Source organism: Bradyrhizobium sp. USDA 3364, assembly GCF_054056355.1.
This window is the reverse complement of the sequence record NZ_JBSRYG010000002.1, coordinates 6,942,963-6,966,519: the sequence shown is the minus strand read 5'-3', so window position 1 is coordinate 6,966,519 and position 23,557 is coordinate 6,942,963. Positions and strand designations below refer to the sequence as shown.

The 23,557-nt window shown below is 64.4% G+C and carries 25 protein-coding genes; 15 read left to right on the top strand and 10 right to left on the bottom strand.

Annotation, left to right across the window (positions count from 1 at the left end):
* The first annotated feature begins 19 nt into the window (after positions 1-19).
* The 4 genes from ACVILL_RS32675 (at position 20) to ACVILL_RS32660 (ending at position 4,440) form a co-directional block, all read left to right on the top strand.
* On the top strand, positions 20-1,120 hold the full coding sequence (locus ACVILL_RS32675) for an ABC transporter ATP-binding protein (RefSeq protein ID WP_456732814.1): 1,101 nt from the start codon (positions 20-22) through the stop codon (positions 1,118-1,120).
* A gap of 29 nt (positions 1,121-1,149) precedes the next feature.
* Positions 1,150-2,139: a hydroxyacid dehydrogenase gene (locus tag ACVILL_RS32670; RefSeq protein ID WP_456732813.1), complete on the top strand. Its 990-nt coding sequence runs from the start codon at positions 1,150-1,152 to the stop codon at positions 2,137-2,139.
* Between the two features lie 157 nt (positions 2,140-2,296).
* Positions 2,297-3,721: an amidase gene (locus ACVILL_RS32665; protein WP_456732812.1), complete on the top strand. Its 1,425-nt coding sequence runs from the start codon at positions 2,297-2,299 to the stop codon at positions 3,719-3,721.
* 80 nt (positions 3,722-3,801) lie between these two features.
* A complete protein-coding gene (locus ACVILL_RS32660; protein WP_456732811.1) occupies positions 3,802-4,440 on the top strand; it encodes a hypothetical protein in 639 nt (212 codons plus the stop codon).
* Here the strand turns inward: ACVILL_RS32660 and ACVILL_RS32655 are convergent.
* Entirely contained in the window at positions 4,437-4,976 is a 540-nt protein-coding gene (locus ACVILL_RS32655; protein WP_456732810.1) for a DUF1993 domain-containing protein, read from the bottom strand. The genes ACVILL_RS32660 and ACVILL_RS32655 overlap by 4 nt on opposite strands.
* Positions 4,977-5,047: 71 nt before the next feature.
* Between ACVILL_RS32655 and ACVILL_RS32650 the strand changes: the two genes are divergently transcribed.
* Positions 5,048-5,821 (top strand): transporter substrate-binding domain-containing protein, encoded by a 774-nt coding sequence (locus tag ACVILL_RS32650; RefSeq protein ID WP_456732809.1) that lies wholly within the window; start codon positions 5,048-5,050, stop codon positions 5,819-5,821.
* 179 nt (positions 5,822-6,000) lie between these two features.
* Positions 6,001-6,789: a DUF2147 domain-containing protein gene (locus tag ACVILL_RS32645; RefSeq protein ID WP_456732808.1), complete on the top strand. Its 789-nt coding sequence runs from the start codon at positions 6,001-6,003 to the stop codon at positions 6,787-6,789.
* A 149-nt stretch (positions 6,790-6,938) separates the two neighbouring features.
* Here the strand turns inward: ACVILL_RS32645 and ACVILL_RS32640 are convergent, their stop codons facing one another.
* Together ACVILL_RS32640 and ACVILL_RS32635 are read right to left on the bottom strand one after the other, a co-directional pair.
* The gene (locus ACVILL_RS32640) at positions 6,939-7,343 is read right to left on the bottom strand and encodes a (R)-mandelonitrile lyase (RefSeq protein WP_456732807.1); all 405 of its coding nucleotides are present in this window, start codon (positions 7,341-7,343) and stop codon (positions 6,939-6,941) included.
* 23 nt (positions 7,344-7,366) lie between these two features.
* Positions 7,367-8,065 (bottom strand): ribonuclease activity regulator RraA, encoded by a 699-nt coding sequence (locus ACVILL_RS32635; RefSeq protein ID WP_456732806.1) that lies wholly within the window; start codon positions 8,063-8,065, stop codon positions 7,367-7,369.
* A 213-nt stretch (positions 8,066-8,278) separates the two neighbouring features.
* On the opposite strand from ACVILL_RS32635, the gene pxpB reads away from it, so the two are divergent.
* From pxpB to ACVILL_RS32615, 4 genes are all read left to right on the top strand, one after another.
* Positions 8,279-9,010, top strand: a complete 732-nt coding sequence (gene pxpB, locus ACVILL_RS32630; protein ID WP_456732805.1) for a 5-oxoprolinase subunit PxpB — start codon at positions 8,279-8,281, stop codon at positions 9,008-9,010.
* A complete protein-coding gene (locus ACVILL_RS32625) occupies positions 9,007-10,041 on the top strand; it encodes a 5-oxoprolinase subunit C family protein (RefSeq protein ID WP_456732804.1) in 1,035 nt (344 codons plus the stop codon). Before pxpB ends, ACVILL_RS32625 begins: the two co-directional genes overlap by 4 nt.
* Positions 10,042-10,150: 109 nt before the next feature.
* Positions 10,151-10,924 (top strand): LamB/YcsF family protein, encoded by a 774-nt coding sequence (locus ACVILL_RS32620; protein ID WP_456732803.1) that lies wholly within the window; start codon positions 10,151-10,153, stop codon positions 10,922-10,924.
* Between the two features lie 149 nt (positions 10,925-11,073).
* Positions 11,074-11,484 (top strand): hypothetical protein, encoded by a 411-nt coding sequence (locus ACVILL_RS32615; RefSeq protein WP_456732802.1) that lies wholly within the window; start codon positions 11,074-11,076, stop codon positions 11,482-11,484.
* 74 nt (positions 11,485-11,558) lie between these two features.
* Here ACVILL_RS32615 and ACVILL_RS32610 read toward each other — a convergent pair whose 3' ends face one another.
* From ACVILL_RS32610 to ACVILL_RS32600, 3 genes are all read right to left on the bottom strand, one after another.
* Positions 11,559-11,711, bottom strand: coding sequence for a hypothetical protein (locus ACVILL_RS32610; protein ID WP_456732801.1), 153 nt, complete (start codon positions 11,709-11,711; stop codon positions 11,559-11,561).
* 252 nt (positions 11,712-11,963) lie between these two features.
* Positions 11,964-13,121: a CmpA/NrtA family ABC transporter substrate-binding protein gene (locus ACVILL_RS32605; RefSeq protein WP_456732800.1), complete on the bottom strand. Its 1,158-nt coding sequence runs from the start codon at positions 13,119-13,121 to the stop codon at positions 11,964-11,966.
* Positions 13,118-13,708, bottom strand: coding sequence for an ANTAR domain-containing response regulator (locus ACVILL_RS32600; RefSeq protein ID WP_456732799.1), 591 nt, complete (start codon positions 13,706-13,708; stop codon positions 13,118-13,120). The genes ACVILL_RS32605 and ACVILL_RS32600 overlap by 4 nt, the downstream gene beginning before the upstream one ends.
* A 120-nt stretch (positions 13,709-13,828) precedes the next feature.
* Here ACVILL_RS32600 and rimO point away from each other — a divergent pair, with 120 nt between their 5' ends.
* Complete coding sequence (gene rimO / locus ACVILL_RS32595) at positions 13,829-15,154, top strand: 30S ribosomal protein S12 methylthiotransferase RimO (protein WP_456732798.1); 1,326 nt, start codon at positions 13,829-13,831, stop codon at positions 15,152-15,154.
* A 38-nt stretch (positions 15,155-15,192) separates the two neighbouring features.
* On the opposite strand, the gene ACVILL_RS32590 is transcribed toward rimO, so the two are convergent.
* Entirely contained in the window at positions 15,193-15,936 is a 744-nt protein-coding gene (locus ACVILL_RS32590) for an SGNH/GDSL hydrolase family protein (RefSeq protein ID WP_456732797.1), read from the bottom strand.
* A gap of 214 nt (positions 15,937-16,150) precedes the next feature.
* Between ACVILL_RS32590 and ACVILL_RS32585 the strand changes: the two genes are divergently transcribed.
* The 4 genes from ACVILL_RS32585 (at position 16,151) to ACVILL_RS32570 (ending at position 20,848) form a co-directional block, all read left to right on the top strand.
* Positions 16,151-17,389, top strand: a complete 1,239-nt coding sequence (locus ACVILL_RS32585) for a hypothetical protein (RefSeq protein WP_456732796.1) — start codon at positions 16,151-16,153, stop codon at positions 17,387-17,389.
* Positions 17,386-17,970: a protein-S-isoprenylcysteine O-methyltransferase gene (locus ACVILL_RS32580; RefSeq protein ID WP_456732795.1), complete on the top strand. Its 585-nt coding sequence runs from the start codon at positions 17,386-17,388 to the stop codon at positions 17,968-17,970. Before ACVILL_RS32585 ends, ACVILL_RS32580 begins: the two co-directional genes overlap by 4 nt.
* A gap of 663 nt (positions 17,971-18,633) precedes the next feature.
* Positions 18,634-19,167, top strand: a complete 534-nt coding sequence (locus ACVILL_RS32575) for a hypothetical protein (RefSeq protein ID WP_456734417.1) — start codon at positions 18,634-18,636, stop codon at positions 19,165-19,167.
* A gap of 484 nt (positions 19,168-19,651) precedes the next feature.
* Positions 19,652-20,848 carry an acetylornithine transaminase gene (locus ACVILL_RS32570; protein ID WP_456732794.1) on the top strand — a complete coding sequence of 399 codons (1,197 nt, stop codon included), beginning with the start codon at positions 19,652-19,654 and terminating at the stop codon, positions 20,846-20,848.
* 106 nt (positions 20,849-20,954) lie between these two features.
* On the opposite strand, the gene ACVILL_RS32565 is transcribed toward ACVILL_RS32570, so the two are convergent.
* From ACVILL_RS32565 to pcsA, 3 genes are all read right to left on the bottom strand, one after another.
* Complete coding sequence (locus ACVILL_RS32565) at positions 20,955-21,929, bottom strand: quinone oxidoreductase family protein (protein ID WP_163160279.1); 975 nt, start codon at positions 21,927-21,929, stop codon at positions 20,955-20,957.
* An 84-nt stretch (positions 21,930-22,013) separates the two neighbouring features.
* Positions 22,014-22,739, bottom strand: a complete 726-nt coding sequence (locus ACVILL_RS32560; RefSeq protein WP_456732793.1) for a TerC family protein — start codon at positions 22,737-22,739, stop codon at positions 22,014-22,016.
* Complete coding sequence (pcsA, locus tag ACVILL_RS32555) at positions 22,736-23,464, bottom strand: phosphatidylcholine synthase (protein WP_456732792.1); 729 nt, start codon at positions 23,462-23,464, stop codon at positions 22,736-22,738. The genes ACVILL_RS32560 and pcsA overlap by 4 nt, the downstream gene beginning before the upstream one ends.
* Between the last annotated feature and the right edge of the window lie 93 nt (positions 23,465-23,557).

Genomic DNA, 23,557 nt, shown 5'->3' with positions numbered 1-23,557 from the left:
CGCGACAAAGGTAGGATTCATGGCCGACGTCAGTTTGCGCAAGGTGGTGAAACGTTACGACGAGGTCGAAGCGGTGCGCGGCATCGACCTCGATATCGCCGACCATGAGTTCGTGGTGCTGGTTGGGCCGAGCGGCTGCGGCAAGTCGACGACGCTGCGGATGATCGCGGGTCTCGAGGACATTTCCGACGGCGACATCATGATCGGCGGCGACGTCGTCAACGACGTGCCGCCGAAGGACCGCGACATCGCGATGGTGTTCCAGAACTACGCGCTCTATCCGCACATGACCGTCGCCGAGAACATGTCGTTCGGGCTGCGGCTGAAGAACTATCCCAAGGCCGAGATCAAGAGCCGGGTCACGGAGGCCGCCCGGATGCTCGACATCACCGACCTGATCGACCGCAAGCCGAAGCAGCTCTCCGGCGGCCAGCGCCAGCGCGTCGCGATGGGACGCGCGATCGTGCGTAACCCGAAGGTGTTCCTGTTCGACGAGCCGCTGTCCAACCTCGATGCCAAGCTCCGCGTGCAGATGCGGATCGAGATCAAGAAGGTGCATCAGAAGGTCCGCACCACGACCGTTTACGTCACCCACGACCAGGTCGAGGCGATGACGCTGGCCGACCGCGTCGTGGTGATGAACCACGGCAGGATCGAGCAGATCGGCACGCCCAACGAGCTCTATCACATGCCGGCGACGCGGTTCGTCGCAAGCTTCATCGGCTCGCCCGCGATGAACTTCGTGCCGTGCCGGCTGGAAGACGTCGGCGGCAAGCTCAACGTGCGGCTGACCGATCGCCTCGCCTTCGCGCTGCCGCCGGCGCGGGCCGCCCGCTACCAGGCTCTCTCCCGCGCCGACAAGCTGCTGCTGGGCATCCGCCCCGAGCATGTCATGGAGGCCCGGCCGCATGCCGAACCCGGCGTCGAGCCGTTCGACACGGTGCTCGACGTCACTGAGCCGATGGGGATGGAGACCCTGGTCTATTTCACGCTCGAAGGCACCCAGGTCTGCGGCAGGGTCAACCCCAATGCCGGCGCGCAGGATGGCAGCCCGCTCCGATTGGCTGTGGACCTCAACAATATGCATTTGCTAAACGAGGTGACCGGCGCCGTCCTTTGACGGCGCACAAGAAACCTCAAGGGCAGGAAATGGCCACCAACAAGAAGAAGATTTTCGTCACCCAGACTCTGTCTCCGGGAGCACGGGCACTCCTCAACGAGCGGGACGACGTCGAACTCATCGAATTTCCCAACCTGATCTCGGCCACGGACTTCCAGGCGATGCTGGCACAGCATGCGCCGGTCCATGGCGTGGCGCTCGGCGCGACCCGTTTCGGCGAGGCGGAGCTGGAAGCATCCAAGGACATGCTGGTGGTGACCCGGATCGGCGTCGGTTATGACGCCGTCGACGTGCCGGCGCTGTCCCGCCGCAAGGTGCCGCTTATGGTCGCAGGCACCGCGAACTCACCGTCGGTTGCCGAACAAGCCCTGTTCATGATGCTGACGCTGGCCAAGCGCGCGCAGGAAATGCATGCGATGGTCAAGGACGGCACCTGGGCGAGCCGGCTCGGCGTGCTGCCGTTCGACCTCTACGGCAAGACCGTCCTGATCGTGGGCTTCGGCCGCATCGGCACCCGCACCGCGAAGCGCTGCCTTGCGATGGAAATGAACGTGCTGGTCTACGATCCCTACAAGCCTGCCAGCGAGATCACCGCGGCCGGCTGCGAGGCCGTGCCGAGCCTCGAAGCGGCGCTGCCGCGGGCGGATTTCGTCACCATCCACTGCCCGAAGAGTTCGGAGACGGTCGGCCTGTTCAACGCGGCGCGGATCAGGCTGATGAAGCCGACCGCCTATCTCATCAACACCGCCCGCGGCGGCATCGTCGATGAGAAGGCGCTGCACGATGCGCTGGTGTCCGGCAAGCTCGCCGGCGCCGGCCTCGACGTATTCGAGGTCGAACCGCCGCCGGTCGGCCAGCCCCTGCACGCTCTGCCGAACGTGATCATGGCACCGCATGTCGCCGGCGTGACCGTCGAGGCCGTCGACCGCATGAGCGAGCAGACCGCGCGCAATATCCTGAGCGTGCTGGACGGCGATCCGCTGCGCCAGAACGTGATCAACCAGGACGTTCTCGGCTGAGCTTCAGCCTTCCCAAAAGCGCGATGAGGTCGTCGCGCTTGAGTTTGTCGTTTGAGCACGAGCTTTTCGGAAAAACCGCGTCACACTTTTCCGGATCGTGCTCTAGTCGCGCCGCGGCCGACCTTGCGAGGTCGGCCCGGCGATGCGGAGCATGCACATGGCCTTCAAGGAATTCGGCAATTACGATGCGGTCGGTCTCGCCGAGCTCGTCCGCAACAAGGACGTGACGCCAAAGGAGCTGCTCGACGAGGCGATCGCGCGCACGGCCGCGGTCGACCCGAAGATCAACGCCGTTGTCGTCAAGCATTACGACTATGCCGAGCGCCAGATCGCCAACGGGTTGCCCGACGGACCCTTTACCGGCGTGCCGTTCCTGCTGAAGGATCTCGATCTGCTCGAGGGCACCCGCACCACCTCGGGCGCCAGCCTGCTGAAGGATTTCGTCGCCGACCACAATGGCACGCTGACCCAGCGCTTCCTCGACGCCGGTCTTGCGATCTTCGGCAAGAGCGCGAGCCCGGAATTCGGCCTGATGCCGACGACCGAATCCCGCCTGTTCGGCCCGACCCGCAATCCCTGGAATCTCGATCATTCCTCCGGCGGCTCGTCCGGCGGCGCCGGTGCCGCGGTCGCAGCCCGCGTCCTGCCCGTCGCGCATGCCAGCGACGGCGGCGGCTCGATCCGCATTCCGGCGTCCGCCTCCGGCGTGTTCGGCATGAAGCCGACGCGCGCCCGCAACCCCTGTGGACCTGACCGCGGAGAAGGCTGGGGCGGTTTCTCCGTCGGCCACGTGCTGAGCATCAGCGTCCGCGACAGCGCGGTCATGATGGATGCGATCCATGGTCCGGAGCCGTCGAGCCTCTACGTCGCGCCGCCGCCGGAGCGGCCGTTTTCCCAGGAGGTCGGCCGCGATCCCGGTCATCTGCGCATCAGCTTCACCGACAAGTCGCCCTATGGCGATGCGATCGATCCCGAGATCGCGGAAGCAGTCCGCGACGTTGCCAGGCTGCTGGCTAGCCTCGGCCATCACGTCGAGGAACGCGCGCCGCCGCTTGCCGCCGATCCCGCCGCGGTCATGACAACGATCGTCGGCGGTAACACCGCGCTGACGATCCGTACGCTCGAGCAGCGCGTCGGGCGCACGCTGACTTCGGACGATGTCGAACGGTTGACGCTCGCCAGCGGCCAGAACTCGGCCAAGATGAACCCGGCCGACTATGTCGCCGCGCAGCTTGCGGCGTTCCAGATCTCGCGCGCGCTCGCGACCTTCTTCGAAGGCTGCGACATCTTTCTCAGCCCGACGCTGTGCGCGCCGCCGCTTCGTCTGGGCGAGTTGAACACGATGTCGGAGGACCTCAGCCATATCGCGCCGGTGCTGCGCCGCTACATGCCGGGCACCTCGATGTTCAACATGTCCGGCCAGCCGGCAATGTCGGTGCCGCTGGCCTGGAACAAGGCCGGATTGCCGCTCGGCATGATGTTCGCGGCCAAGCTCGGCGACGAAGGCCGCCTGTTCCGCCTGGCCGGCCAGCTCGAGCAGGTCCGTCCCTGGAAGGACCGCCGCCCGCCGGTTTGCGCGTAGCTGACAAAGGGTAGTCAGATCAGGTAGATAGGAAGGACGTCGGCGCGATTCCGACGGCGTCATGCCTGGGAGACCGAACCGTGAGTGACCCGACCGACAATGCGCTTGCCGCGATCGCGAGCATTCTCGATCAGACGACGACACCTCCCGATACGGCCAAGTCTTCCGAGAAGGATAAGTCTTCGGAGACGGACAAGTCATCCGACAAGCCCGCAGACAAGGCATCTGAGGACGTCGAGGCGCCGCCGGTCTCGATAGCGATGCCACCGCCCCTGCCTCTTTCCGCCACAGTCGCGTCCATCGAAGCCGTGTCTGTCGAGAGCGCGCCCGCCGAGCCGGCGGCGGTCGAACCGCCTCCGATCGAAGAGCCTGAGCCAATCGAAGCCGAACCGGTTGAGCCTGAACCGAGCGAGCCGGAGCCCGCTCAGCCACCTCAACTGGTCGAGGCTAACGGCTACTCCAAGTCCGGCCCGGGTCCAATGGCTGCGCTTCGCTTCCGCTGGACGGTGCGCCAGGACGGCGCCCAATACTATGTCGACGAGACCGTCGGTGAGGGATCGACCCCGCTCGTCAGCGGCCCCATGGACGGCGACGCAGCGATCAAATTCGTCGATGCGCGCGAGGCCGAGGCGCGGCAACGCTTCGAGCATTTCAAGCACGAGATGCTCAGCCGCGCGGCGACCGCGATTGAGGCGGCCAAGGACGGCGACGAGGCCTAGCCCTGTGGCGGCCGAGGCGGTCCCAGAAAATCCTTCTTGGCGAGATCGACGCCGGCGTGACGCAGGATGTCGTAGGCCGTTGCGACATGGAAGAAGAACTGCGGAACGCTGAAGGTCAGGATCAGCGACTTGCCGGTGAATGGCCTGGTTGCGCCGCTCCGAAAGGTGAAGACGACATCCTTGTCGCTGGCCGCGTCGATCACGGCTTGCGGCAGGCCCTGCGCAAAGTCGATCGTGGCGGCAATCCGCGCCTTCAGTTCGGCAATGCCGGGCTCTGCCACCGCGAACGCCAGCGGCGCGCATCCCGCCAGCAAGGCACAGCTCAGCACGACATGCCGGTTCGCTTCACCGACCTGCTGGCGCAGGCTGTACATGTTCGGAGCGAGCCGTATTCCGAGCAGCACGTCAGGATCGATCTTGCGAGCTCTCGCGTGGGCCTCCGCATGATCGAGCAACGCGGACAGATTGCGCAGATACGGCACATAGACGCCGACAGATGCTTCGTGGAGCGAGATGGTCACTTTTGCGCCCGCCATGCTGGCTCGATCGTTCCATCTGGTCTAAACGCTCCGCAACGACATGTCACCGGGATTGACGGAGAAATCGAATGTTTCGCGCGCTGGCCGGCCTCGCTCTCGCTTTGCTTCTGTCCGCCGCGCATGCGCAGTCAGCACCGTCCCGGCTCGACGAGATCGTCAAGCGCGGCACGCTGCGCGTCGGCATGACCGGCGACTACCTGCCCTTCACCGCACTCGACAAGGAGACGAAAACGTTCCGCGGTTTCGACGTCGACATGGCGCAGTCGCTCGGCAAGGCGCTCGGCGTCAAGGTCGAGTTCGTGCCGACCTCGTGGCCGCAGATGATGAAAGATTTCGAGGCCGACGATTTCGACATCGCGATGGGCGGCATCTCCATCACCTTCGACCGGCAGAAGAAGGGCCTGTTCTCTACGCCGATCATGCGCGAGGGCAAGACGCCGATCGCGCGCTGCGCCGACAAGCGCAAGTACGACACGCTCGCCGAGATCGACAAGCCCGGCACCCGCGTCATCGTCAATCCCGGCGGCACCAATGAACGTTTCGCGCGGGCCAATGTGAAGACCGCCGACATCCGTGTCTTCAACGACAACACAAAAATCTTCGACGAGATCGCCAAGGGCGACGCCGACCTGATGATGACCGATGCGTCCGAGACGCGCTATCAGCAGAAGCTGCACCCCGGCGTGCTCTGCGCCGTGCATCCCGACCGGCCGTTCGACTTCGCCGAGAAAGCCTACTGGATGCAGCGCGACGTCGCCTTGAAGGCGTTCGTCGACCAGTGGCTTCACATCACGCACGAAGATGGCAGCTACGCGAAGATCTATGCTGCGTGGTTCGAATAGCCTGCGTCGAACGCGCGCGCAGATAAATTGACAGGCACGGCCTGAAACCAAACCGCAATCCGTGATTTGAACCTAAGCCGCAAGGGCACGACTCATGTTCTGACCGTGATTTGGGACACGTTCAACAAGGCGGTCACCAGCTAGCCTTGCGAACGGGGTTCCCTGCACCGGAGGTTATGATGAGAAAGCTTCTGGCCATCGCCACGCTCGTGCTGGCGAGCACGGCCGCAGCACAGGCGCAGTACACGTTCGATTACGGCGGCCGCACCATCCGCATCGATCCGGATCGCGGAACGGTTTCGATCCCCGGCGTCTACGATAACACCGGACATCGCAACAGGCGCGAGAACGCCGAACAGAAGCGCAAGCCGGCTTCGAAGGACGCCAAGACGGGCTCTGCTAAGACGGACTCGCAAGCTGCGCCCGGCGCACCGGCCGCCCCGACTGCCGCTGATCAGGCTGCTGCCCCGACAGCGCCGGCGACAACGACAGAGCCTGCCAATCCAAGCGTCGCGGTTACGCCGCCTGCGGCTACGACGGCGACGCCGCCGCCAGTTGTGCAGCAGAGCGCTGCACCCGAGGCAAAGCCCGCCCCTGCGGCAACGGTCGGCGCCGCACCGCCTCCCGCCGCTCCCGTGCAGAAGCAGGCCGCGAACCCCGTGCAAGCAGCGAACTCGCCACTCGGCGTCTGGCTCACTGAAGAAGAGGAAGGCAAGGTCCGCATCGAGCAATGCGGCGCCAATCTCTGCGGCTACGCCGTCAACAAGAAATCGAACGGCAATGGCGAGCAGGTTCTGATCAACATGAAACCAGGCAAGGACAAGTGGAGCGGCCGCATCTTCGATCCGAACAGCGGCAGCACCTATGATTCCACCATCGCGATGAAGAGCCCGGACACGCTGCGCGTCCAGGGCTGTGCGTTCGGCGGCATGTTCTGCGGCGGCCAGACCTGGACGCGGGTGAATTGACGCGGACCACGTAGCCCGGATGAAGCGCAGCGAAATTCGGGATCTTCGCCGCGGGAGAGATTGCCCCGGATTGCGCTTCGCTCCATCCGGGCTACACACAAAAAAGCCCCGCGGCGTGCGGGGCTTCTTATTGGCTCGCAGCCGCGGCGTCAGCCGACCTTGCCGTTGTATTCCTCGTCGGTGACGTGCTCCATCCAGGTCGAGAACACGCCGTCGAGTGCCTCCTGCATGGCGATATGGGTCATGCTGTTGTCAGGCGAGGCGCCGTGCCAGTGCTTCTCGTTCGGCGGAATCCAGACCACGTCGCCGGGGCGGATTTCCCGGATCGGGCCGCCCTTGGCCTGCACGCGGCCAATGCCCGAGATCACGTACAGCGTCTGTCCGAGCGGATGGGTGTGCCAGGCGGTGCGCGCGCCGGGCTCGAACGACACGCGCGAGGCGTTCAGCCGCGCCGGCGCCGGCGCCATGTTGATTGGGTCCTGCAGCACGCTGCCGGTAAAATTCTCCTTCGGCGCGCGGCGGGTCGGCCGCGAGCCGGAAACGTGGATATCCATGGGGTTACCTCCCTCTCTTGACGTTATTTCTTGGTTGCGGCGTAGCGCGCCTTGGTCTCGGCATTCATCGGATACAGGCCGGGCAGCTGGGCGCCATTGTTCACCTCGTTGACGATCCAGGCTTCCATCCGTTCCTGCTCGGGCCCTTCGGCCAGCACGTGGTCGAGGAATGCCTGCGGGATCAGCACCGCGCCGTCCTGATCGGCCACCACCACGTCGTTCGGAAACACGGCAACGCCGCCGCAGCCGATCGGTTCGCCCCAGCCGACGAAGGTCAGACCTGCAACCGACGGCGGCGCGGCATAGCCGTCGCACCAGACCGGCAGGCCGGTGCCGAGCACGCCCTCGACGTCGCGCACCACGCCGTCGGTGATCAGCGCCGTCACGCCGCGCTTGACCATGCGCGCGCAGAGGATGTCGCCGAAAATGCCGGCGTCGGTGATGCCCATGGCGTCGACCACGGCGATGCAGCCCGCCGGCATCGCCTCGATCGCGGTGCGGGTCGAGATCGGCGACGACCAGGATTCCGGCGTCGCCAGGTCCTCGCGCGCCGGCACGAAGCGCAGCGTGAAGGCCGGGCCGACCAGCCGCTTCTGCCCAGGCTTCAGCGGCTTGGTGCCGCGCATCCAGATGTTGCGCAGGCCCTTCTTGAGCAGGACGGTGGTGATGGTGGCGGTTGAGACGTGCGACAGCGTTGCGATCGCATCAGTGGACAGTGACATCTGGAAAGCTTGCTCCGATGGGAGGAAAAGACCGCCGCATGTTGCCGGGCAACGGCCGTGCGTCAAGGGCTGCGAAAGAATCCTCCGATCATCCAAACTTATCGCCGGCATGCCGATTAATTTATTGAAGTTGCTGTATCTTTTTGTACGAAGCGAATTCCGTTTGGCGCCGAAACACGCTAGCTTGATGGCGACCCAAGTCCGCTTGATCCAATGGCCGAAACCTTAAGTCCTCCCCGCCTTTTGCCGAGTGGCGACAGCGCCATCACGGTGGAATTCAGCCGCACCATCGACGACGCCGCCAACCGGCGGGTGCTTGCGCTCGACCGCGTGATCGCCGCCGAACCGATCGCCGGCATCACCGAGACCGTGCCGACCTACCGCTCGCTGCTGGTGCATTACGACCCGATGCAGGTCACCTTCGACGCGCTCGGCGAGCAGCTGCTTTCGCGCGCCGCAAAGGCGCCGCCGTCCGAGACCGGAACGCGGCGCTGGCGCATCCCCGTCACCTATGGCGGCGAGCATGGCATCGATCTCGAGGATGTCGCAAAGGCGCTCGGAACCACGCCAGATGAAATCGTCGCTCGCCATGTCGCCGGCGACTATCGCGTCGCCATGATCGGCTTCACGCCGGGCTGGTCCTATCTCAGCGGGCTGGAGAAGTTCCTGCACATGCCCCGGCGCAAGGATCCGCGGCTCTTGACCCCGGCCGGCACGGTCTCGATCGGCGGCATCCAGACCGGCGTGCAGTGCCTCGCTGGCCCGAGCGGCTGGCACCTGCTCGGCCGCACCCCGGTACGAACCTATCAATTGCATCGCGATCCCACCTTCCTGCTGGAGCCCGGCGACGCCATCACCTTCACGGCGGTCGACGCCAAGACGTTTGCCGAACAGGACCGCGCCGCCGAGGCCGGCGCGCTCGTCGCAGAACTGGTGACGCCATGAGCAAGCTCGTCGTTACCTCGATCGGCCCGGCGAGCTCGGTGCAGGATGGCGGGCGTCCGGGCTCGCAGCGCTACGGCTTGGTGCCGAGCGGTGCGATGGACCGGCTTTCGCTGGCGGCTGCCAATACGCTGGTCGGCAACGCGCCGCTCGCCGCGGCCGTCGAGATCGGCCCGTTCGGCGCCAGCTTCACCGCGCGCGGCGGCACCGTGCGCATAGGCCTCGCCGGCGCGCCGCGCAGCGCAGATATCGGCGGCCGTCCGGTCGCGTTCGACAGCTCGGCGACGCTTGCCGAAGGCGAGACGCTCAATCTCGGCTTCGCGCGCGGCGGATCGTTCAGCTATCTCGCAATCGAGCACGGCATCGAAGGCGAGCCGATGTTCGGCAGCCTCGCCGTCAATGCGCGCGCCGGGCTCGGCAGCCCCTACCCGCGCCCGCTGCAAAGCGGCGACGAGTTGAAGACGCAGGCCGCCAGAACCGCACCCGAGCGCCGCATCGAATTGCCGGCCGCGACGGATGCGCCGATCCGCATCGTATTCGGCCCGCAGGACGACGAGTTCGCCGAGGACAACAAGAAGCTGTTCCTCGACAGCGAGTGGAAGATCTCGGCCACCAGCGACCGCATGGGCTACCGCCTCGAAGGGCCTGTCATCAAGCACCTCGACGGCCACAACATCGTCTCCGACGGCACCGTGAACGGCAGCATCCAGGTGCCCGGCAACGGCCAGCCGATCGTGCTGATGCCGGATCGCGGCACCAGCGGCGGCTATCCGAAGATCGCGACCGTGATCACGGCCGATTTCGGCCGCTTCGCGCAGATCTCCGCCGGCCGGCCGTTCCGCTTCAAGGCGGCGACGATGGCGGAAGCGCAGGCCGAGGCGATCAAGTTCCACGCGCTGCTGCATTCCCTGCCCGACCGCCTCCGCGGCATCGAGGATTTCGGCCTCAACATCGAGGCGCTGCGGGATGCGAATGTCGCGGGTCAGGCCGTCAGCGCCGTCGATGTGACGACCTGGCAGGTTGCGGTACCCTAGAGCATCGTCGGGAAAAGTGCGAAGCGGTTTTCCGATACGACGATGCTCTACGAGATAAGATGATGGGCAATCAAGAGAGCCAACAGCAACAACAAACGGATCGATCGTCATGACCTCAACCATCGACCTCAATTGCGATCTCGGCGAAAGCTTCGGCCCCTGGGAAATGGGCAATGACGCGGCGATGATCGAGCTTGCGACCTCGGTCAACGTCGCCTGCGGCTTCCATGCCGGCGATGCCGACATCATGCGCAAGACGGTCGAGCTCGCGAAGGCGCGCGGCGTCAGCGTCGGCGCGCATCCGGGTTATCGCGACCTGCACGGCTTTGGCCGCCGCCCGATGCCGGGGCTCACTTCTTCAGAGATCGAGAACCTGATCGCCTACCAGATCGGCGCGTTGCAGGCGATCGCGACCGCGGCCGGCCACAAGGTGACCCATGTGAAGGCCCATGGCGCGATCTCCAACGTCGCCTGCGAGGACGACATGACGGCGCGGGCGATCGCCAATGCGATCAAGGCCGTCGATCCAACCCTAGTCTTTGTGGTGCTCGCCAACTCGAAGCTGGTGCGCGCCGGCGAAGCCGCCAATCTGCGGATGGCGCATGAAGTGTTCGCCGACCGCGCCTATGAGGACGACGGCAATCTGGTGTCGCGCAAGAAGCCCGGCGCGGTGCTGCACGATCCCAAGGCGATCGCCGAGCGCGTGGTGCGGATGGTGCAGGATGGCGCGGTCGTCTCGGTCACCGGCAAGGTGATCAAGATGCAGACCGATACCGTTTGCATCCACGGCGACACCCATGGCGCCGTGGAGATTGCGCGCGATCTGCGCGCAGCGCTGAAGCAGGCGGGCATCACCGTTGCGCCGTTCAAGACCGCGCATTGAGCCGCGAACACATCGATTCGGAAGGGCCGGCGATCGCGCCGCCCCTTTAGATTCCGTTAAGAGTCTTCTTAAACCCAAACTTGCCGTTTGATTGCTAGGTGCAGCTTCCGAGCCTTTGATTATCCTCTCAGGAAATTGGGTACGAAAGCATGTTCCGCACCAGCCTCTCCCTCGCAATTGCAGCGGTTGCCACGACCGCCCTCACCAGCGCGGCATCCGCCGGCTGCTACGGCTGCTATGCGCCGCCGCCCCAGCCCTGCACGACCTGCTATCAGGTGCAGACTGTGCCGCCGCAATATCGCACGGTGCAGGAAACCGTGATGGTGTCGCCGGGCCGCGTCGTCGCGCATCGCACGCCGGCGCAGTATCGCACCGTGATGGTGCCGAGGACCGTGATGGTCGCGCCCGAAGGCGTCGCCTATGAGCGCATCCCGCCGCAATTCGCGACGCAGGCGCGTACCCAAATGGTCTCGCCGGGCTATTCCTACTACGCGCCGGTCCAGCCGACCTGCAACACCTGCGGCGGCGGTTACAGCTATGGATACGGTTACGGCTACTGAGCCGTCAGCATCCAGCCAACACAAAGCCGCCGCCTGAGGACATCAGACGGCGGCTTTTGAATTTTCTGAAGACGTCAGAACGGGTGGACGGACAGCGTGCCGAACACGATGGCCGCGATCACTGCAAAGGCGCTGTAGAGCGCCGCAGTCTGAATTCCGGTCCCGGATTTCCTTGAAATTTGTCGCGCATAAAGGTGCAGGCGGGCTTCCGCCGATAGCTCGCGCATGGTCGATCTCCAACGCCCCATTCTTGGCCATATGGAATATCGTTGGCGCGCAGTTTCAAGCGGGCAGCAAAAATAGTGATGCCGCCGCCTCCGGGAACTCGGTTCCGAGAGGAATATTCCTTCTCAGGCACGGGGCCGAGAATCTTATTCGTTGCAATTCGAGGCGTCGGGAACCCGCGCCGGTCCCGCAACAATCGAAAATCTCGAAAACAACCCCATGCAAAGGAGCCGGCGGCGGCCGGTGCGTCGCATTCAGGGCTTCCAGCGCCCGATCTTGAATGCCGCAAGGTGGCCCGGAACGTCGCTCGGATCGAACGGCGGACCGGCGAACGCGCCGATGGCGTTGGAGGCACCAGGCGGATGCCCTGACGCGGCGTCGTAGAGGTCGGGCCGGAACACGGCCATGGCGGCCTTCAGCGCCTCCGGCCGGTACGGCGTCTGGCCCCAGCGAACCATCTGGGCGTAGAGCCAGGCCGCCTGCCCCGGGTCCGGTCGCGCGGCCGCTTCGCGTCCGACCAGCAAATAGCGATCGCTTTCGCGCATGGCGCCGTCGGGCGAGATCTTCAGCCGGCCGTCGAGCGTGCGCTGGATGACGCCGGCATCGACGCCGAGCCGTTCGGGTGAGCTGAGGATGCGCGCGACCTCGCCCCGGTTCTCGGGCTGCTCGATGAACTCCGCGGCGCGCAGATGTGCGCGCACCAGCGCGGCCACGGTTTCGGGATGCTTCTCCGACCAGGTCTGGCGTACGGCGAGCACCTTTTCCACCGCGCTGAGCAGGATGTCGGAGACGAAATGCAGGATGTGGCCGATGCCGAGATCGACCGCGATCGAATTCCAGGGCGCTCCGACACAGAACGCGTCGACATGCCCGTTGGCGAGACTGTCGACCATGTAGGGCGGCGGCAGCACCACGAGCTGGACGTCCTCGTCGGGATCGACACCGCCTGCAGCCATCCAGAACCGCAATTGATAATTGTGGGTCGAGAACGGGAAGGTCATGCCGAAGGTGAGCGGCTCCGCCCCGCTCTTCCGCCGTTTGGCGACCACACGGGCGAGCGCGTGCGAGGTGACCATCGGATCGAAGCGGTCGCCGTCGACCTCCTCCATCAGCGCGGCGTGCAGCGCGGGCGATACCGTGATGGCGTTGCCGTTGAGCCCGAGGTTGAAGGGCGCCGCGATCGGCACCTTGACGTGGCCGAGCCCGAGGTGTGAGGCGATCGCGACCGGCGCCAGCAGGTGGGCCGCGTCGAACAGGCCGATATTGAGCTTGTCGCGGACGTTCGACCACGACACTTCACGGACCAGCGTGACGCCGAGGCCCTCAGCCGCGGCAAAGCCCTTGTCTGCGGCGACGATCAATGCGGCGGCGTCGACCAGCGGAATGAACCCGATGCGCAACGGTGTGGTCATTTCAGGAGCTCCGATGCCGTCAGGATCGATTGCGCGATCTCGCCGATCTTCTTCTTCTCTCGCATCGCGGTCGAACGCATCAGCACGTAGGCCTCCTCCTCGGTCAGCCCCTTCACCTTCATCAGGATGCCCTTGGCACGGTCGATCACCTTGCGCTCCTCCAGCGCATGCTTGGTGCGGTCGAGCTCGTCCTGCAGCTTGGCGAAGGCATTGAAGCGCGACACGCAGAGATCCAGGATCGGTTTAATGCGCTCCTTCTTGAGGCCGTCGACGATGTAGGCCGAGACGCCCGCCTCCACCGAGGCCTGGATCGAGGCGGCGTCGCTCTGGTCGACGAACATCGCGATCGGCCGGCGCACCGCGCGGCTGACCTGGAACATTTGTTCCAGCACGTCGCGGCTGGGGTTCTCGAGGTCGATGACGATGATCTCGGGATCGAGCGCATAGATCCGCGAGAGCAGGCTCTGCATCTCGCTGATATGGGCAACGTCGGTATAGCCGGCCTCCCGCAGTCCCTCCTCCAGGATGGCCGCACGGATCGGGCTCTCGTCGACAATGACGATCTTGGGAGACGATTCAGCGCTCATCGACAACTCTTAAGGCCCGGCAAGATGCATCCATATCACGCCGGGAGCGCTCGGAAAGGGTTGTAATTCTCGGCAATTGGGACTAGCTCCTGCCCATCAATCAGGCAGATTTGGGAAGATATGCAAGAGGCCGCCGCGCCGAAAGTGAGCTTTGTGTCCTTGGGTTGCCCCAAGGCGCTGGTCGATTCCGAGCGCATCATCACCCGGCTGCGCGCGGAGGGCTATGAGCTGGCGCGCAAGCATGACGGCGCCGACATCGTCATCGTCAACACCTGCGGCTTCCTCGACAGCGCCAAGCAGGAATCGCTCGCCGCGATCGGCGAGGCGATGGCCGAGAACGGCAAGGTCATCGTTACCGGCTGCATGGGCGCCGAACCGGAGCAGATCGAGAGCGCCTATCCCGGCGTGCTCTCGATCACCGGGCCGCAGCAATATGAGAGCGTGCTGGACGCCGTGCACCGCGCGTTGCCGCCGGCGCACAATCCGCATATCGACCTGGTGCCGCCGCAGGGCGTCAAGCTGACGCCGCGCCACTATGCCTATCTGAAGATCTCCGAAGGCTGCAACAACCGCTGCAGCTTCTGCATCATCCCGAAGCTACGCGGCGATTTGGTGTCCCGGCCGGCCAATGACGTGCTGCGGGAGGCCGAGAGACTGGTGAAGGCCGGCGTCAAGGAATTGCTGGTCATCTCGCAGGACACCTCGGCTTACGGCGTCGACCTGAAATATGCCGAGAGCCCGTGGCAGGACCGCAGCGTGCGCGCCAAGTTCTTCGACCTCGCCAAGGAGCTCGGCGAGCTCGGCGCCTGGGTGCGGCTGCAGTATGTCTACCCCTATCCGCATGTCGACGAGGTCATCGGCCTGATGACCGAGGGCAAGGTGCTGCCCTATCTCGACATCCCGTTCCAGCATGCGAGCCCGGACGTGCTGCGCGCGATGAAGCGCCCGGCCGCGCAGGAGAAGACGCTGGCACGCATCCAGAAATGGCGTGAAGCGTGCCCGGAGCTGACGCTGCGCTCGACCTTCATCGTCGGCTTCCCCGGCGAGACCGATGCCGATTTCGCCTATCTGCTCGACTGGCTCGATGAAGCCGGGATCGACCGTCTCGGCTGCTTCAAGTACGAGCCGGTCGCCGGCGCCGCGTCGAACGCGATTCCCAATGCCGTGCCCGACGAGGTCAAGCAGGAGCGCTGGAATGCGCTGATGGCGCGACAGCAGAAGATCTCGGCGCGACGCCTCAAGCGCAAGGTCGGCACCCGCCAGCAGGTGATCATCGACGAGGTCGGTCCGACGGTGGCGAAGGGCCGGTCAAAGGCCGATGCGCCTGACATCGACGGCGCCGTCTACCTCACCAGCCGGCGCCCGCTCAAGGTCGGCGAGATCGTCACCGCCAAGATCGAGCGCTCCGACCAATACGACCTGCACGGCAGCGTCGCGGGCTTCTGACCCGCGCACGCCACGACCTGCCCGCGCCCTCTATCGTGCTAGCGGGAACTGTTCGCTATCGCCCGGGCAAGGGCGCGGCCGATGCAATCATAACCTTCGGCCGTATTGTGCAGCCCATCCCAGGACACGAGCGCACCTTGCGTGACGCCGGCGTCGATCGATTTCTGCATCAGAACGAAACGAGAAAACAACCCGACGCGCTCCTGCCTTGCGACATCGGCGATGATGGCCTGTGCCGTCGTGTAGTGAGCTGAACCGAGCACCATCGGCGCATACTGCAGATCCATCAGCACGACGTCGATCGACGCGGCCTTGAGCGCCTTGACGCCGTCGACAACCATGTCCTTGAGATGCTGGTCCGGCCGGCCACCCCAAACCACGTCATTGGTGCCGAGCTGCCATACGACGAGATCGGGATTGTGGGCGAGAACGTCGCGCTCGAACCGCGCGACGTTGGCCCCGACCGTGTCGCCGACCCGACCGCTGTTGATGACATTGATGGTCGCGTTCGATCTCAACCTCATGAGCTCTCGGCGCATCACCTCGGGATATGTCGCCGCCGATGTGAGCACCCAGAGGCCGACGGTCGAGGATGAGCCGACGGCTACGATCGTCAGCGGCTGATTGGACTTCAGACGGGCAGCCGTGCGGGGCAAGCGTGCGCCCAGCGAGAGGTTCGGATTTGCCGCAAGGCACCTTTCGGCGGTCGGCACGGTCGCTTGTTCCTGGGAACAAGCTTCGCCCGACATCGCGGCAAGCATCGCCGCGCCGACCGACGCCATTATGCCAGCTCTGACGGCATGAGATAAAATGCCGCTAACCGTCCACAGAACAAGGGCGAAATAGCCCGATCCGGGTTTCCTCTGTGATTTGGCCGAATTTCTATTGACAGCTATTGCCGCTAGACGCTCAGGTGGCAGTGATTGCAACTGTTGATCTAGCGAAAGATGCTCGGTCCGAACACGACGGTCATTCGAAGAATGCGTAGGTGGAAGAATGGCAAAAACCGGCATCGCCAAGAGGCTGGTGCTCCATGTGGGCGGCTACGATCCAATCACGCCGTATGCCGGTGCGCAACGGCGCTTTGTGCGTGAGCTAGGCCGGTTTCAGACGACATGGTCGGTGAAGGCCTCCATCGACGGTCTGCATGATGGTGCCGACTACTCGAAATGGCGCGTGACGACGACTGGTCCGAATTGGCAGGTCGAAACCGACTATCGTCTCGTTCGCTGGGACGACGTGATCCAGGCCTACGGCCGTCAAACGATTTTCTCGCGCATTCTGCGCGGTGTCGTCGCCTTTCTGGATTTCATCGTGTCCGGCGCGCTCTGGGGCTATTTGCGGACCAATTGGCACTACGCCGTCTTCTTTCTGTTTCCGTTCGTCATGCTCGCGGTCTTCGTCCTCGCCGCGTTGCTGATCGGCGTGCTGGCCGCAAAGACGAGCGCATCGATCATTGCCGGGATCGTCGCGAGTGTCCTGCTGTTCGCGGCGCTTCTGGTCGGCCCCTGGCGCTGGTTGCACCTGGACGCTCTGTTCGACGATTGGATTTTTTCTCACGAATACATTCGAAACGGTAATCCCACCCTCGAGGAGCGACTGGACAGACTTGCCACGGAGGTCGTTGCAGCGGCCAAAGACCGTGACGTGGATGAAGTGCTGGTCATCGGACACAGTCTCGGCGCCGTACTTACGGTGCATCTTCTTGATCGAGCGTTGGCGCTGGACCCCGCACTCGGTACGCGCGAAGATCCGGTCACGTTCCTCACGATCGGGTCCTCGATACTCAAGATCGGACTGCACAGCGGGGCGACCCGCTTGCGCGCAGCAGTGGGCCGTGTCGCGCAGTCGCCCGGCATCTTCTGGGGCGATTACCAGGCTCGCGTCGACATCATGAACTTCTACAACATCAACCCGATGGTCTGGTTGGCGTTGCCTGCGGAAGACGGCCCCGTCGTCAGGCTGGTCGAAATCGGTCGAATGCTCGAGCGTGAAATATACCGGCGCATTCGGTTGAGATTCTACCGGTTGCACTGCCAGTTCATCAGCGGAAACGACAAGCGCGCATCGTACGACTACTTCATGCTGACATGCGGCCCGGCATCGGCCAGATCGCAAACGATCGCTTCAGACGGCGCCGTTTCGATGATCGAGAAGGACGGAGCGCTCAGCGGCGCGCTGCCCGCCTGTGACGAGCCGTCGGCTGAGCCGGCGCGGCGGGCTGGTCCACGATGACGCCGGCGCTCTCCAAGTTCGTATTCGTCATGCTGGCGATCGGTTGGTACCTCATTCGGTACGAATATGCGCGCCGCTCCCGGCGCGAAAAGGTTCAGCGGAGCGACCGCGGTCCACGCGAAACGGCGCTGTTGCTCATATCCCTCACCGGTCTCGGCATTCTGCCGCTGTTCTACGTTGCGACCGGCATTCCCCGTTTCGCAGCTTACGACTTCCATCCCGTCCAGGCCTGGCTCGGCGTTTTCGCAGCCGTTGCGGCGCTGGTCATGTTTCATCTGACGCATCGCGCACTCGGACGAAACTGGTCGGTCAGCCTCGACGTGCGAGAACAGCACGAACTCGTCACGGCGGGCATCTATCAGCGAATCAGGCACCCCATGTATTCGGCATTCTGGCTCTGGGCCGTCGCTCAGGCGTTGCTGTTGCCGAACTGGGTTGCCGGCTTCTCCGGCCTGATCGGCTTTGGAACTTTGTTCTTTGGCCGCGTCGGAAGGGAAGAGCGCATGATGCTGGAGACCTTCGGCGACAGCTACCGCGCGTATATGGCGCGAACAGGCCGCATTTTCCCCTCAATCTTCTAAAGTGGCGCTCTGCAACGGCTCGTTGAGGGGCGCAACCTCCCCGTGCCATTTTTGCAACGTTCGTCGAAAAACGACCTCGAAACAGCCGGTTTGCTGCACTGGTTTATTGGCCCTTAGCAAACGTCAAGTTACTTTGGCGTCGATGGATGGCAGCAGGAGATTCCTATGTTGAAGTCAGTAATCGTTGGGGCCGCGCTCTTCGCGTTCGTTGGAACCGCCGTAGCGGCGGACCTCCCTCGTCCGCAGCCGGTCGTGCAGTCGGGACCGATCGGTAAGTATCCCGTCGGCAAGTACCCGGTTGGCAAGTACCCCGTTGGTAAGTCCCCCGTTGGTAAGTACCCGACCGCTCCGGCGGTCGTGACCAAGGGTTGATTCTGGGACCACTCGACAGCGACGCGCCTTCGGCCTTAGGGCCGGAGGCGCAGTCGTCAAATCAACGGCAAACGACTTAAATTTGGTCGATTAAATTGGGTTGATGGGAGTCTGATAGTGGCGCAAGCGAAACGGAGACCGCCCGCTCTGTGGGCTTTGGTTGGAGCGAGCTTCCTCTCAGCCTATCTGGGCCTGGGAGTTGCGAGCAGCAGCGCCCAACAGGTGGCGGCAAACCCTGATCCCCAGCAGCAACGCGACACTCCGCGCAAGCCGGCGGCAAAGCCCCGTTTGATGACGGCGAACGCCGCGCTGAGCGAATCACCGACGGCAGATCCGAAACCAATTCGCAGGACCACTGCGGGCAAGGGTCCTTACTACGTGGATTTCCGCGCCCGCACGGCAGCATCGTATGGCCATGCCTTCGTGTGGTACGGCAAGACCAGTCAGAAGGCGGTCGAAGTTGCCGGCCTGCACCCCGCGGGCGACACCATGCCCTACGTGCTCGGGCACCTCATGTTTGTGCCTTCGGAGACGGGTGCGAGCTACGGTGATCTCGACGAGCAGTACCTCACCGCAAACTATCGCGTCTATCTGAGCGAACCAGACGCCAAGAAGGTCTTCGCTTACATCAAGCATCTTCAAGCGACTTCACCGGTATGGAATGCCGAGACCACGAACTGCACCGCCTTCATCGGTCAGATCGCGAATTTCATGGGATTGAAGACCCCGTTCCATTTGCAGAAGCCTGAGGAATACGTGAATCAGCTCAAGGCCATGAACGGCGGACGCCAGACGGTTCAGCTGGCCCCCGAGACCACTAATTAGTCCTTGGCTCTTGGCTCGTTGCCGGGCGCCGGCAACTGCTCGGAACGCGCGTGATATCCGGAGTCGCCGCAGCGACAACCCGCCGCGCGTTTCGCTGACCAGTAGCGGCTGAAGCGGCGGGCTTATGCCGTCATCAAGATCGCAGAGCGACTTGCTGCGCGCCAACTGACGCGCTCCCGATATTTCTTGGATTCGGAACGCCATATCGGCGGTGATCGGCAAGTTGCGGCCTGCCGCTTGAATTTGCTCCCTTGACAGCGCCGGGCCTTCGGCTGTATCGCCCTGCGCCATGAAATTGAACCGGACCCACCGCCGCGCCATCTGCCGTCGTCGCACCCGCGACGATGCTGGGCTGCGCCGTGTCCGACGCCATCGCTGATTAGCTAGAATCAGCCAGGGTTTTCGAGAAGGCCGCGCCCCCAAGGCGCGGCCTTCTCGCTTTTCGGCCCGCCCTTTCCCGACACCGACCCCAGAGGAGATCGACATGACAGACGCTACCCATCCGTTCGACGCGCTGATGGACATCACCGCCCGCCCCGAGGTCGTGTTCGTGCGCGGCGCCGATTCGTATCTGTGGGACAGCAACCGCAACCGCTATCTCGATTTCGTGCAGGGCTGGGCGGTGAACCCGCTCGGCCACTCGCCGGTCATCGTGGCCGACGCGCTGGCCGCGCAGGCCAGGCGGCTGCTGACGCCAAGCCCGGCCTTCTACAACGAGCAGAGCCTGAAGCTGGCGAAGATGCTGGTCGACGGAAGCTGCTTCGATCAGGTGTTCTTCGCCAATTCCGGCGCGGAGGCCAATGAGGGCGCGATCAAGCTCGCGCGCAAATACGGCGCGAAATACAAGAACGGCGCGCACGAGATCATCACCTTCGAGGGCGGCTTCCACGGGCGCACGCTCGCGACCATGTCGGCCTCGGGCAAGAAGGCGTTCGAGCCGCTGTTCGAGCCGAAGGTCCCGGGGTTCCGAAAGGCCAAGCTGAACGACATCGAATCGGTGCGGCGCCTGATCACGCCGTCGACGGTCGCGGTCATGCTGGAGCCGATCCAGGGCGAAGCCGGCGTGTGGCCCGCGACCGATGAATTCCTCAGGGAGTTGCGCGCGCTGACCCAGCAGCGCGGCCTGCTCCTGATCGTCGACGAGATCCAGACCGGCATGGGCCGGACCGGAAAGCTGTTCGGCTACCAACATGCCGGGATCGAGCCCGACATCATGACGCTCGGCAAGGGCATCGGCGGCGGCGTGCCGCTCGCGGCGCTGCTCGCGACCGAGCATGCCTCGTGCTTCGATCACGGCGACCAGGGCGGCACCTTCAACGGCAATCCGCTGATGTGCGCCGCAGGGATCGTCGTGCTCGATCAGATCGGCCGGCCCGATTTCCTGAAATCGGTCACCGACACCGGGTTGCTGCTCGAGCGCGAATTGCAGCGGTTGTCGGCCCGGCACGGGCTCGGCGAGATCAGGGGCCGTGGCCTGCTGCTCGCGCTCGATCTCAAGATGCCGATCGGCGCAGCAGTCGTCGCCGAGGCGCTTGCGGCCGGCGTGCTGATCAACTCGCCGCAGCCTGACACGCTGCGCTTCATGCCGGCGCTCAACGTCAGGCGCGAGGAGATATCCGCCGTCATCGATTGCCTGGACACGGTGCTGACCAAGGTCGGGGCAGCGCGACGGGTGGCATAACAGCCACCACGTCCGTCATTGCGAGCGAAGCGAAGCAATCCACCTCTCCGCATATGCGGGACAATGGATTGCTTCGTCGCTTCGCTCCTCGCAATGACGCCGAGAGCTACGGCCGCAGAATCGCGGCGCCCGTGGTCGCCCGGCTCTCCAGATCGATATGCGCCTTCGCCACATCCTTCAGCGCATAGGCGTGGTTGATCGGCACGTGCAGCTTGCCGTTGATCACGGCGGCGAACAGCGTGTCGGCGCCTTCGAGCAATTCCTTTCGGGTGCCGACATAGTCGTTGAGCTTGGGCCGCGTCGCGAACAGCGAGCCGTGGTTGTTGAGCTCGGCGAGCGGGAACGGCGGCACCGGGCCCGATGCGTTGCCGAAGCTGACGAACAGGCCGCGCGGCCTGAGGCAGGACAGCGAGCCCGGGAAGGTGGTCTTGCCGACGCCGTCATAGACCACGTCGCAGAGCTCGCCGCGGCTGATCTGCTTGACGCGTTCGACGAAGTTTTCCTCGTTGTAGAGGATGACGTGATCGCAGCCATTGGCGAGCGCGAGGTCGGCCTTGGCCTTCGAGCCGACCGTGCCGATGACATGCGCGCCGAGCGCCCGCGCCCACTGGCAGGCGAGCAGCCCGATGCCGCCGGCGGCAGCATGGATCAGCACGCGGTGGCCCTGCTCGACCTTGAAGGTCTTGTGCAGCAGGTACCAGACCGTGAGCCCCTTGAGCATCAGCACCGCGCCCTGCTCGTAGGTGATGTGGTCGGGCAGTTTTACAAGTTTGTCCGCCGGAATGACGCGCTCGGAGGCATAACCGCCAAGGTTGTAGTAGTAGGCGACGCGATCGCCGGGGTGGAAATTGGTCACTCCCGGACCGACAGCCAAAACCTCGCCCGCGGCCTCGTTGCCGGCGATGAACGGCAGGCCGGGCGCCTTGTAAAGGCCGGTGCGGAAGTAGACGTCGATGAAGTTCAGCCCGACCGCGTGCTGGCGGATGCGGACCTCGCCGTTCCCCGGCGGGCCCACCTCGACGTCCTCATAGGTCAGGACTTCCGGGCCCCCAACCTTGTGCACGCGCACAGCCTTGGTCATGTCGTCGCTCCCCTCAGAAAACTCGCGTCAAACGAGCGAATGCCATCGGGCCCGCCTTGTCAACCGAGCGGCCCGGAACCCGGGTTATCGCGCCGGCTTCCTGCGGTTGCGCTTGGCCATGACGTTGAACGCCTCGACCGCGGCCGAGAATGCGATCGCGAAATAGATGTAGCCGCGCGGAATGTGGAAACTGAATCCGTCCGCCACCAGCGCCACGCCGATCAGCACCAGGAAGGCCAGCGCCAGCATCTTGGTGGTCGGATGCTCCGCGACGAACCGCGCCACCGGCCCCGACGAGATGTACATGATCGCGCAGGCGATCACGACCGCCGCGATCATGATCTCGATGTCCTGCGCCATGCCGATCGCGGTGATGATCGAATCCAGCGAGAACACCAGGTCGATGATGATGATCTGCACGATCACCCAGAAGAACGCGCCGGCGCTCGGCCTGTCGTCGGCCTCCGCCTCGCGCGCCTCGACCTCGCCATGGATCTCGTGGGTCGCCTTGGCGATCAGGAACAGGCCGCCGCCGATCAGGATGATGTCGCGCCAGGACAGCGCGACGTCCCTGACGGTGATCACCGGCTGCGTCAGCCCGATCAGCCAGACCAGGATGCTCAGCAGGATGATGCGGAACACCAGCGCGAGGATCAGGCCGATCTGCCGGGCGCGTTTGGCCTGCGCGGGCGGGATCCGCGATACGATCACCGAGAGGAAGATGACGTTGTCGATGCCGAGCACGATTTCGAGCGCAGTCAGGGTCAACAGCGCCGCCCAGGCTTCCGGGCTGGTGATCAATTGCATCATGCTCTGAAGGCTTTCATCCGGCGGATCACGGTATCGCTGCCGATGATATAAACGGCGATGGCGCAGAGACCGAAGGTGATCGGGGCTCCGACCACGAAATCGTTGGCGAGCGTGTACATGCCGAGCAGCGCCCAGGCGCCAAGCAGCCACAGCGTCAGCCAGCGCAACCGCACCACGCGGAGCGGATGCAGCACGTGGAACGGGGCAAAGGTCAGCGCGATCAGGGCCGCGACCGCGATCGTCGACATGACCGGCGGCAGATGCAGCAGGAACAGATAGAACGCCGCTGCATTCCAGAGCGCCGGGAAGCCGCGGAAATGGTTGTCGTCGGCCTTCATGCGGCGGTCGGCAAAATACAGCGCGCTGGAGACAACTATGCCGATGCCGAGGATCGGCGCCGCCAGCGGCAACAGCATGCCGCTCGCGGTGATCGCATAGGCCGGCACGAACACATAGGTGACGAAATCAACCACCAGGTCGAGCACCTCGCCCGACCAGTTCGGCTGCAGCCGCACCACGTCGAGCCGGCGCGCCAGCGGGCCGTCGATCCCGTCGATGATCAGCGCCACCCCGAGCCAGGCGAACATGTTGGCCCAGTGCTCGCGCACGGCCTCCAGCATCGCCAGCAGCGCCACCCCGGCGCCGAGCGCCGTGAAAATATGAACGGAGAATGCGGCGGTCCGCATCCGTTCTGGCAGCGCATCCGGCTGGCTCGAGTGCTCCATCGGCCGAGTGCTATCAGGAATCGGCCCACTTTGCATATGCGGTCTTGCGGCGTTCCGCCGCGCAAATCGCCGGAAACTTCTGGTAGTTACCGA

Excerpts from the sequence above, each read along its gene's own strand:
- ACVILL_RS32675 (WP_456732814.1), top strand. The coding sequence starts at position 20 with ATGGCCGACGTCAGTTTGCGCAAGGTGGTGAAACGTTACGACGAGGTC.
- ACVILL_RS32670 (WP_456732813.1), top strand. The coding sequence starts at position 1,150 with ATGGCCACCAACAAGAAGAAGATTTTCGTCACCCAGACTCTGTCTCCG.
- ACVILL_RS32665 (WP_456732812.1), top strand. The coding sequence starts at position 2,297 with ATGGCCTTCAAGGAATTCGGCAATTACGATGCGGTCGGTCTCGCCGAG.
- ACVILL_RS32655 (WP_456732810.1), bottom strand. The coding sequence starts at position 4,976 with ATGGCGGGCGCAAAAGTGACCATCTCGCTCCACGAAGCATCTGTCGGC.
- ACVILL_RS32650 (WP_456732809.1), top strand. The coding sequence starts at position 5,048 with ATGTTTCGCGCGCTGGCCGGCCTCGCTCTCGCTTTGCTTCTGTCCGCC.
- ACVILL_RS32645 (WP_456732808.1), top strand. The coding sequence starts at position 6,001 with ATGAGAAAGCTTCTGGCCATCGCCACGCTCGTGCTGGCGAGCACGGCC.
- ACVILL_RS32640 (WP_456732807.1), bottom strand. The coding sequence starts at position 7,343 with ATGGATATCCACGTTTCCGGCTCGCGGCCGACCCGCCGCGCGCCGAAG.
- ACVILL_RS32635 (WP_456732806.1), bottom strand. The coding sequence starts at position 8,065 with ATGTCACTGTCCACTGATGCGATCGCAACGCTGTCGCACGTCTCAACC.
- pxpB (WP_456732805.1), top strand. The coding sequence starts at position 8,279 with ATGGCCGAAACCTTAAGTCCTCCCCGCCTTTTGCCGAGTGGCGACAGC.
- ACVILL_RS32625 (WP_456732804.1), top strand. The coding sequence starts at position 9,007 with ATGAGCAAGCTCGTCGTTACCTCGATCGGCCCGGCGAGCTCGGTGCAG.
- ACVILL_RS32620 (WP_456732803.1), top strand. The coding sequence starts at position 10,151 with ATGACCTCAACCATCGACCTCAATTGCGATCTCGGCGAAAGCTTCGGC.
- ACVILL_RS32615 (WP_456732802.1), top strand. The coding sequence starts at position 11,074 with ATGTTCCGCACCAGCCTCTCCCTCGCAATTGCAGCGGTTGCCACGACC.
- ACVILL_RS32610 (WP_456732801.1), bottom strand. The coding sequence starts at position 11,711 with ATGCGCGAGCTATCGGCGGAAGCCCGCCTGCACCTTTATGCGCGACAA.
- ACVILL_RS32605 (WP_456732800.1), bottom strand. The coding sequence starts at position 13,121 with ATGACCACACCGTTGCGCATCGGGTTCATTCCGCTGGTCGACGCCGCC.
- ACVILL_RS32600 (WP_456732799.1), bottom strand. The coding sequence starts at position 13,708 with ATGAGCGCTGAATCGTCTCCCAAGATCGTCATTGTCGACGAGAGCCCG.
- rimO (WP_456732798.1), top strand. The coding sequence starts at position 13,829 with ATGCAAGAGGCCGCCGCGCCGAAAGTGAGCTTTGTGTCCTTGGGTTGC.
- ACVILL_RS32590 (WP_456732797.1), bottom strand. The coding sequence starts at position 15,936 with ATGGCGTCGGTCGGCGCGGCGATGCTTGCCGCGATGTCGGGCGAAGCT.
- ACVILL_RS32585 (WP_456732796.1), top strand. The coding sequence starts at position 16,151 with ATGGCAAAAACCGGCATCGCCAAGAGGCTGGTGCTCCATGTGGGCGGC.
- ACVILL_RS32580 (WP_456732795.1), top strand. The coding sequence starts at position 17,386 with ATGACGCCGGCGCTCTCCAAGTTCGTATTCGTCATGCTGGCGATCGGT.
- ACVILL_RS32575 (WP_456734417.1), top strand. The coding sequence starts at position 18,634 with ATGACGGCGAACGCCGCGCTGAGCGAATCACCGACGGCAGATCCGAAA.
- ACVILL_RS32570 (WP_456732794.1), top strand. The coding sequence starts at position 19,652 with ATGACAGACGCTACCCATCCGTTCGACGCGCTGATGGACATCACCGCC.
- ACVILL_RS32565 (WP_163160279.1), bottom strand. The coding sequence starts at position 21,929 with ATGACCAAGGCTGTGCGCGTGCACAAGGTTGGGGGCCCGGAAGTCCTG.
- ACVILL_RS32560 (WP_456732793.1), bottom strand. The coding sequence starts at position 22,739 with ATGATGCAATTGATCACCAGCCCGGAAGCCTGGGCGGCGCTGTTGACC.
- pcsA (WP_456732792.1), bottom strand. The coding sequence starts at position 23,464 with ATGGAGCACTCGAGCCAGCCGGATGCGCTGCCAGAACGGATGCGGACC.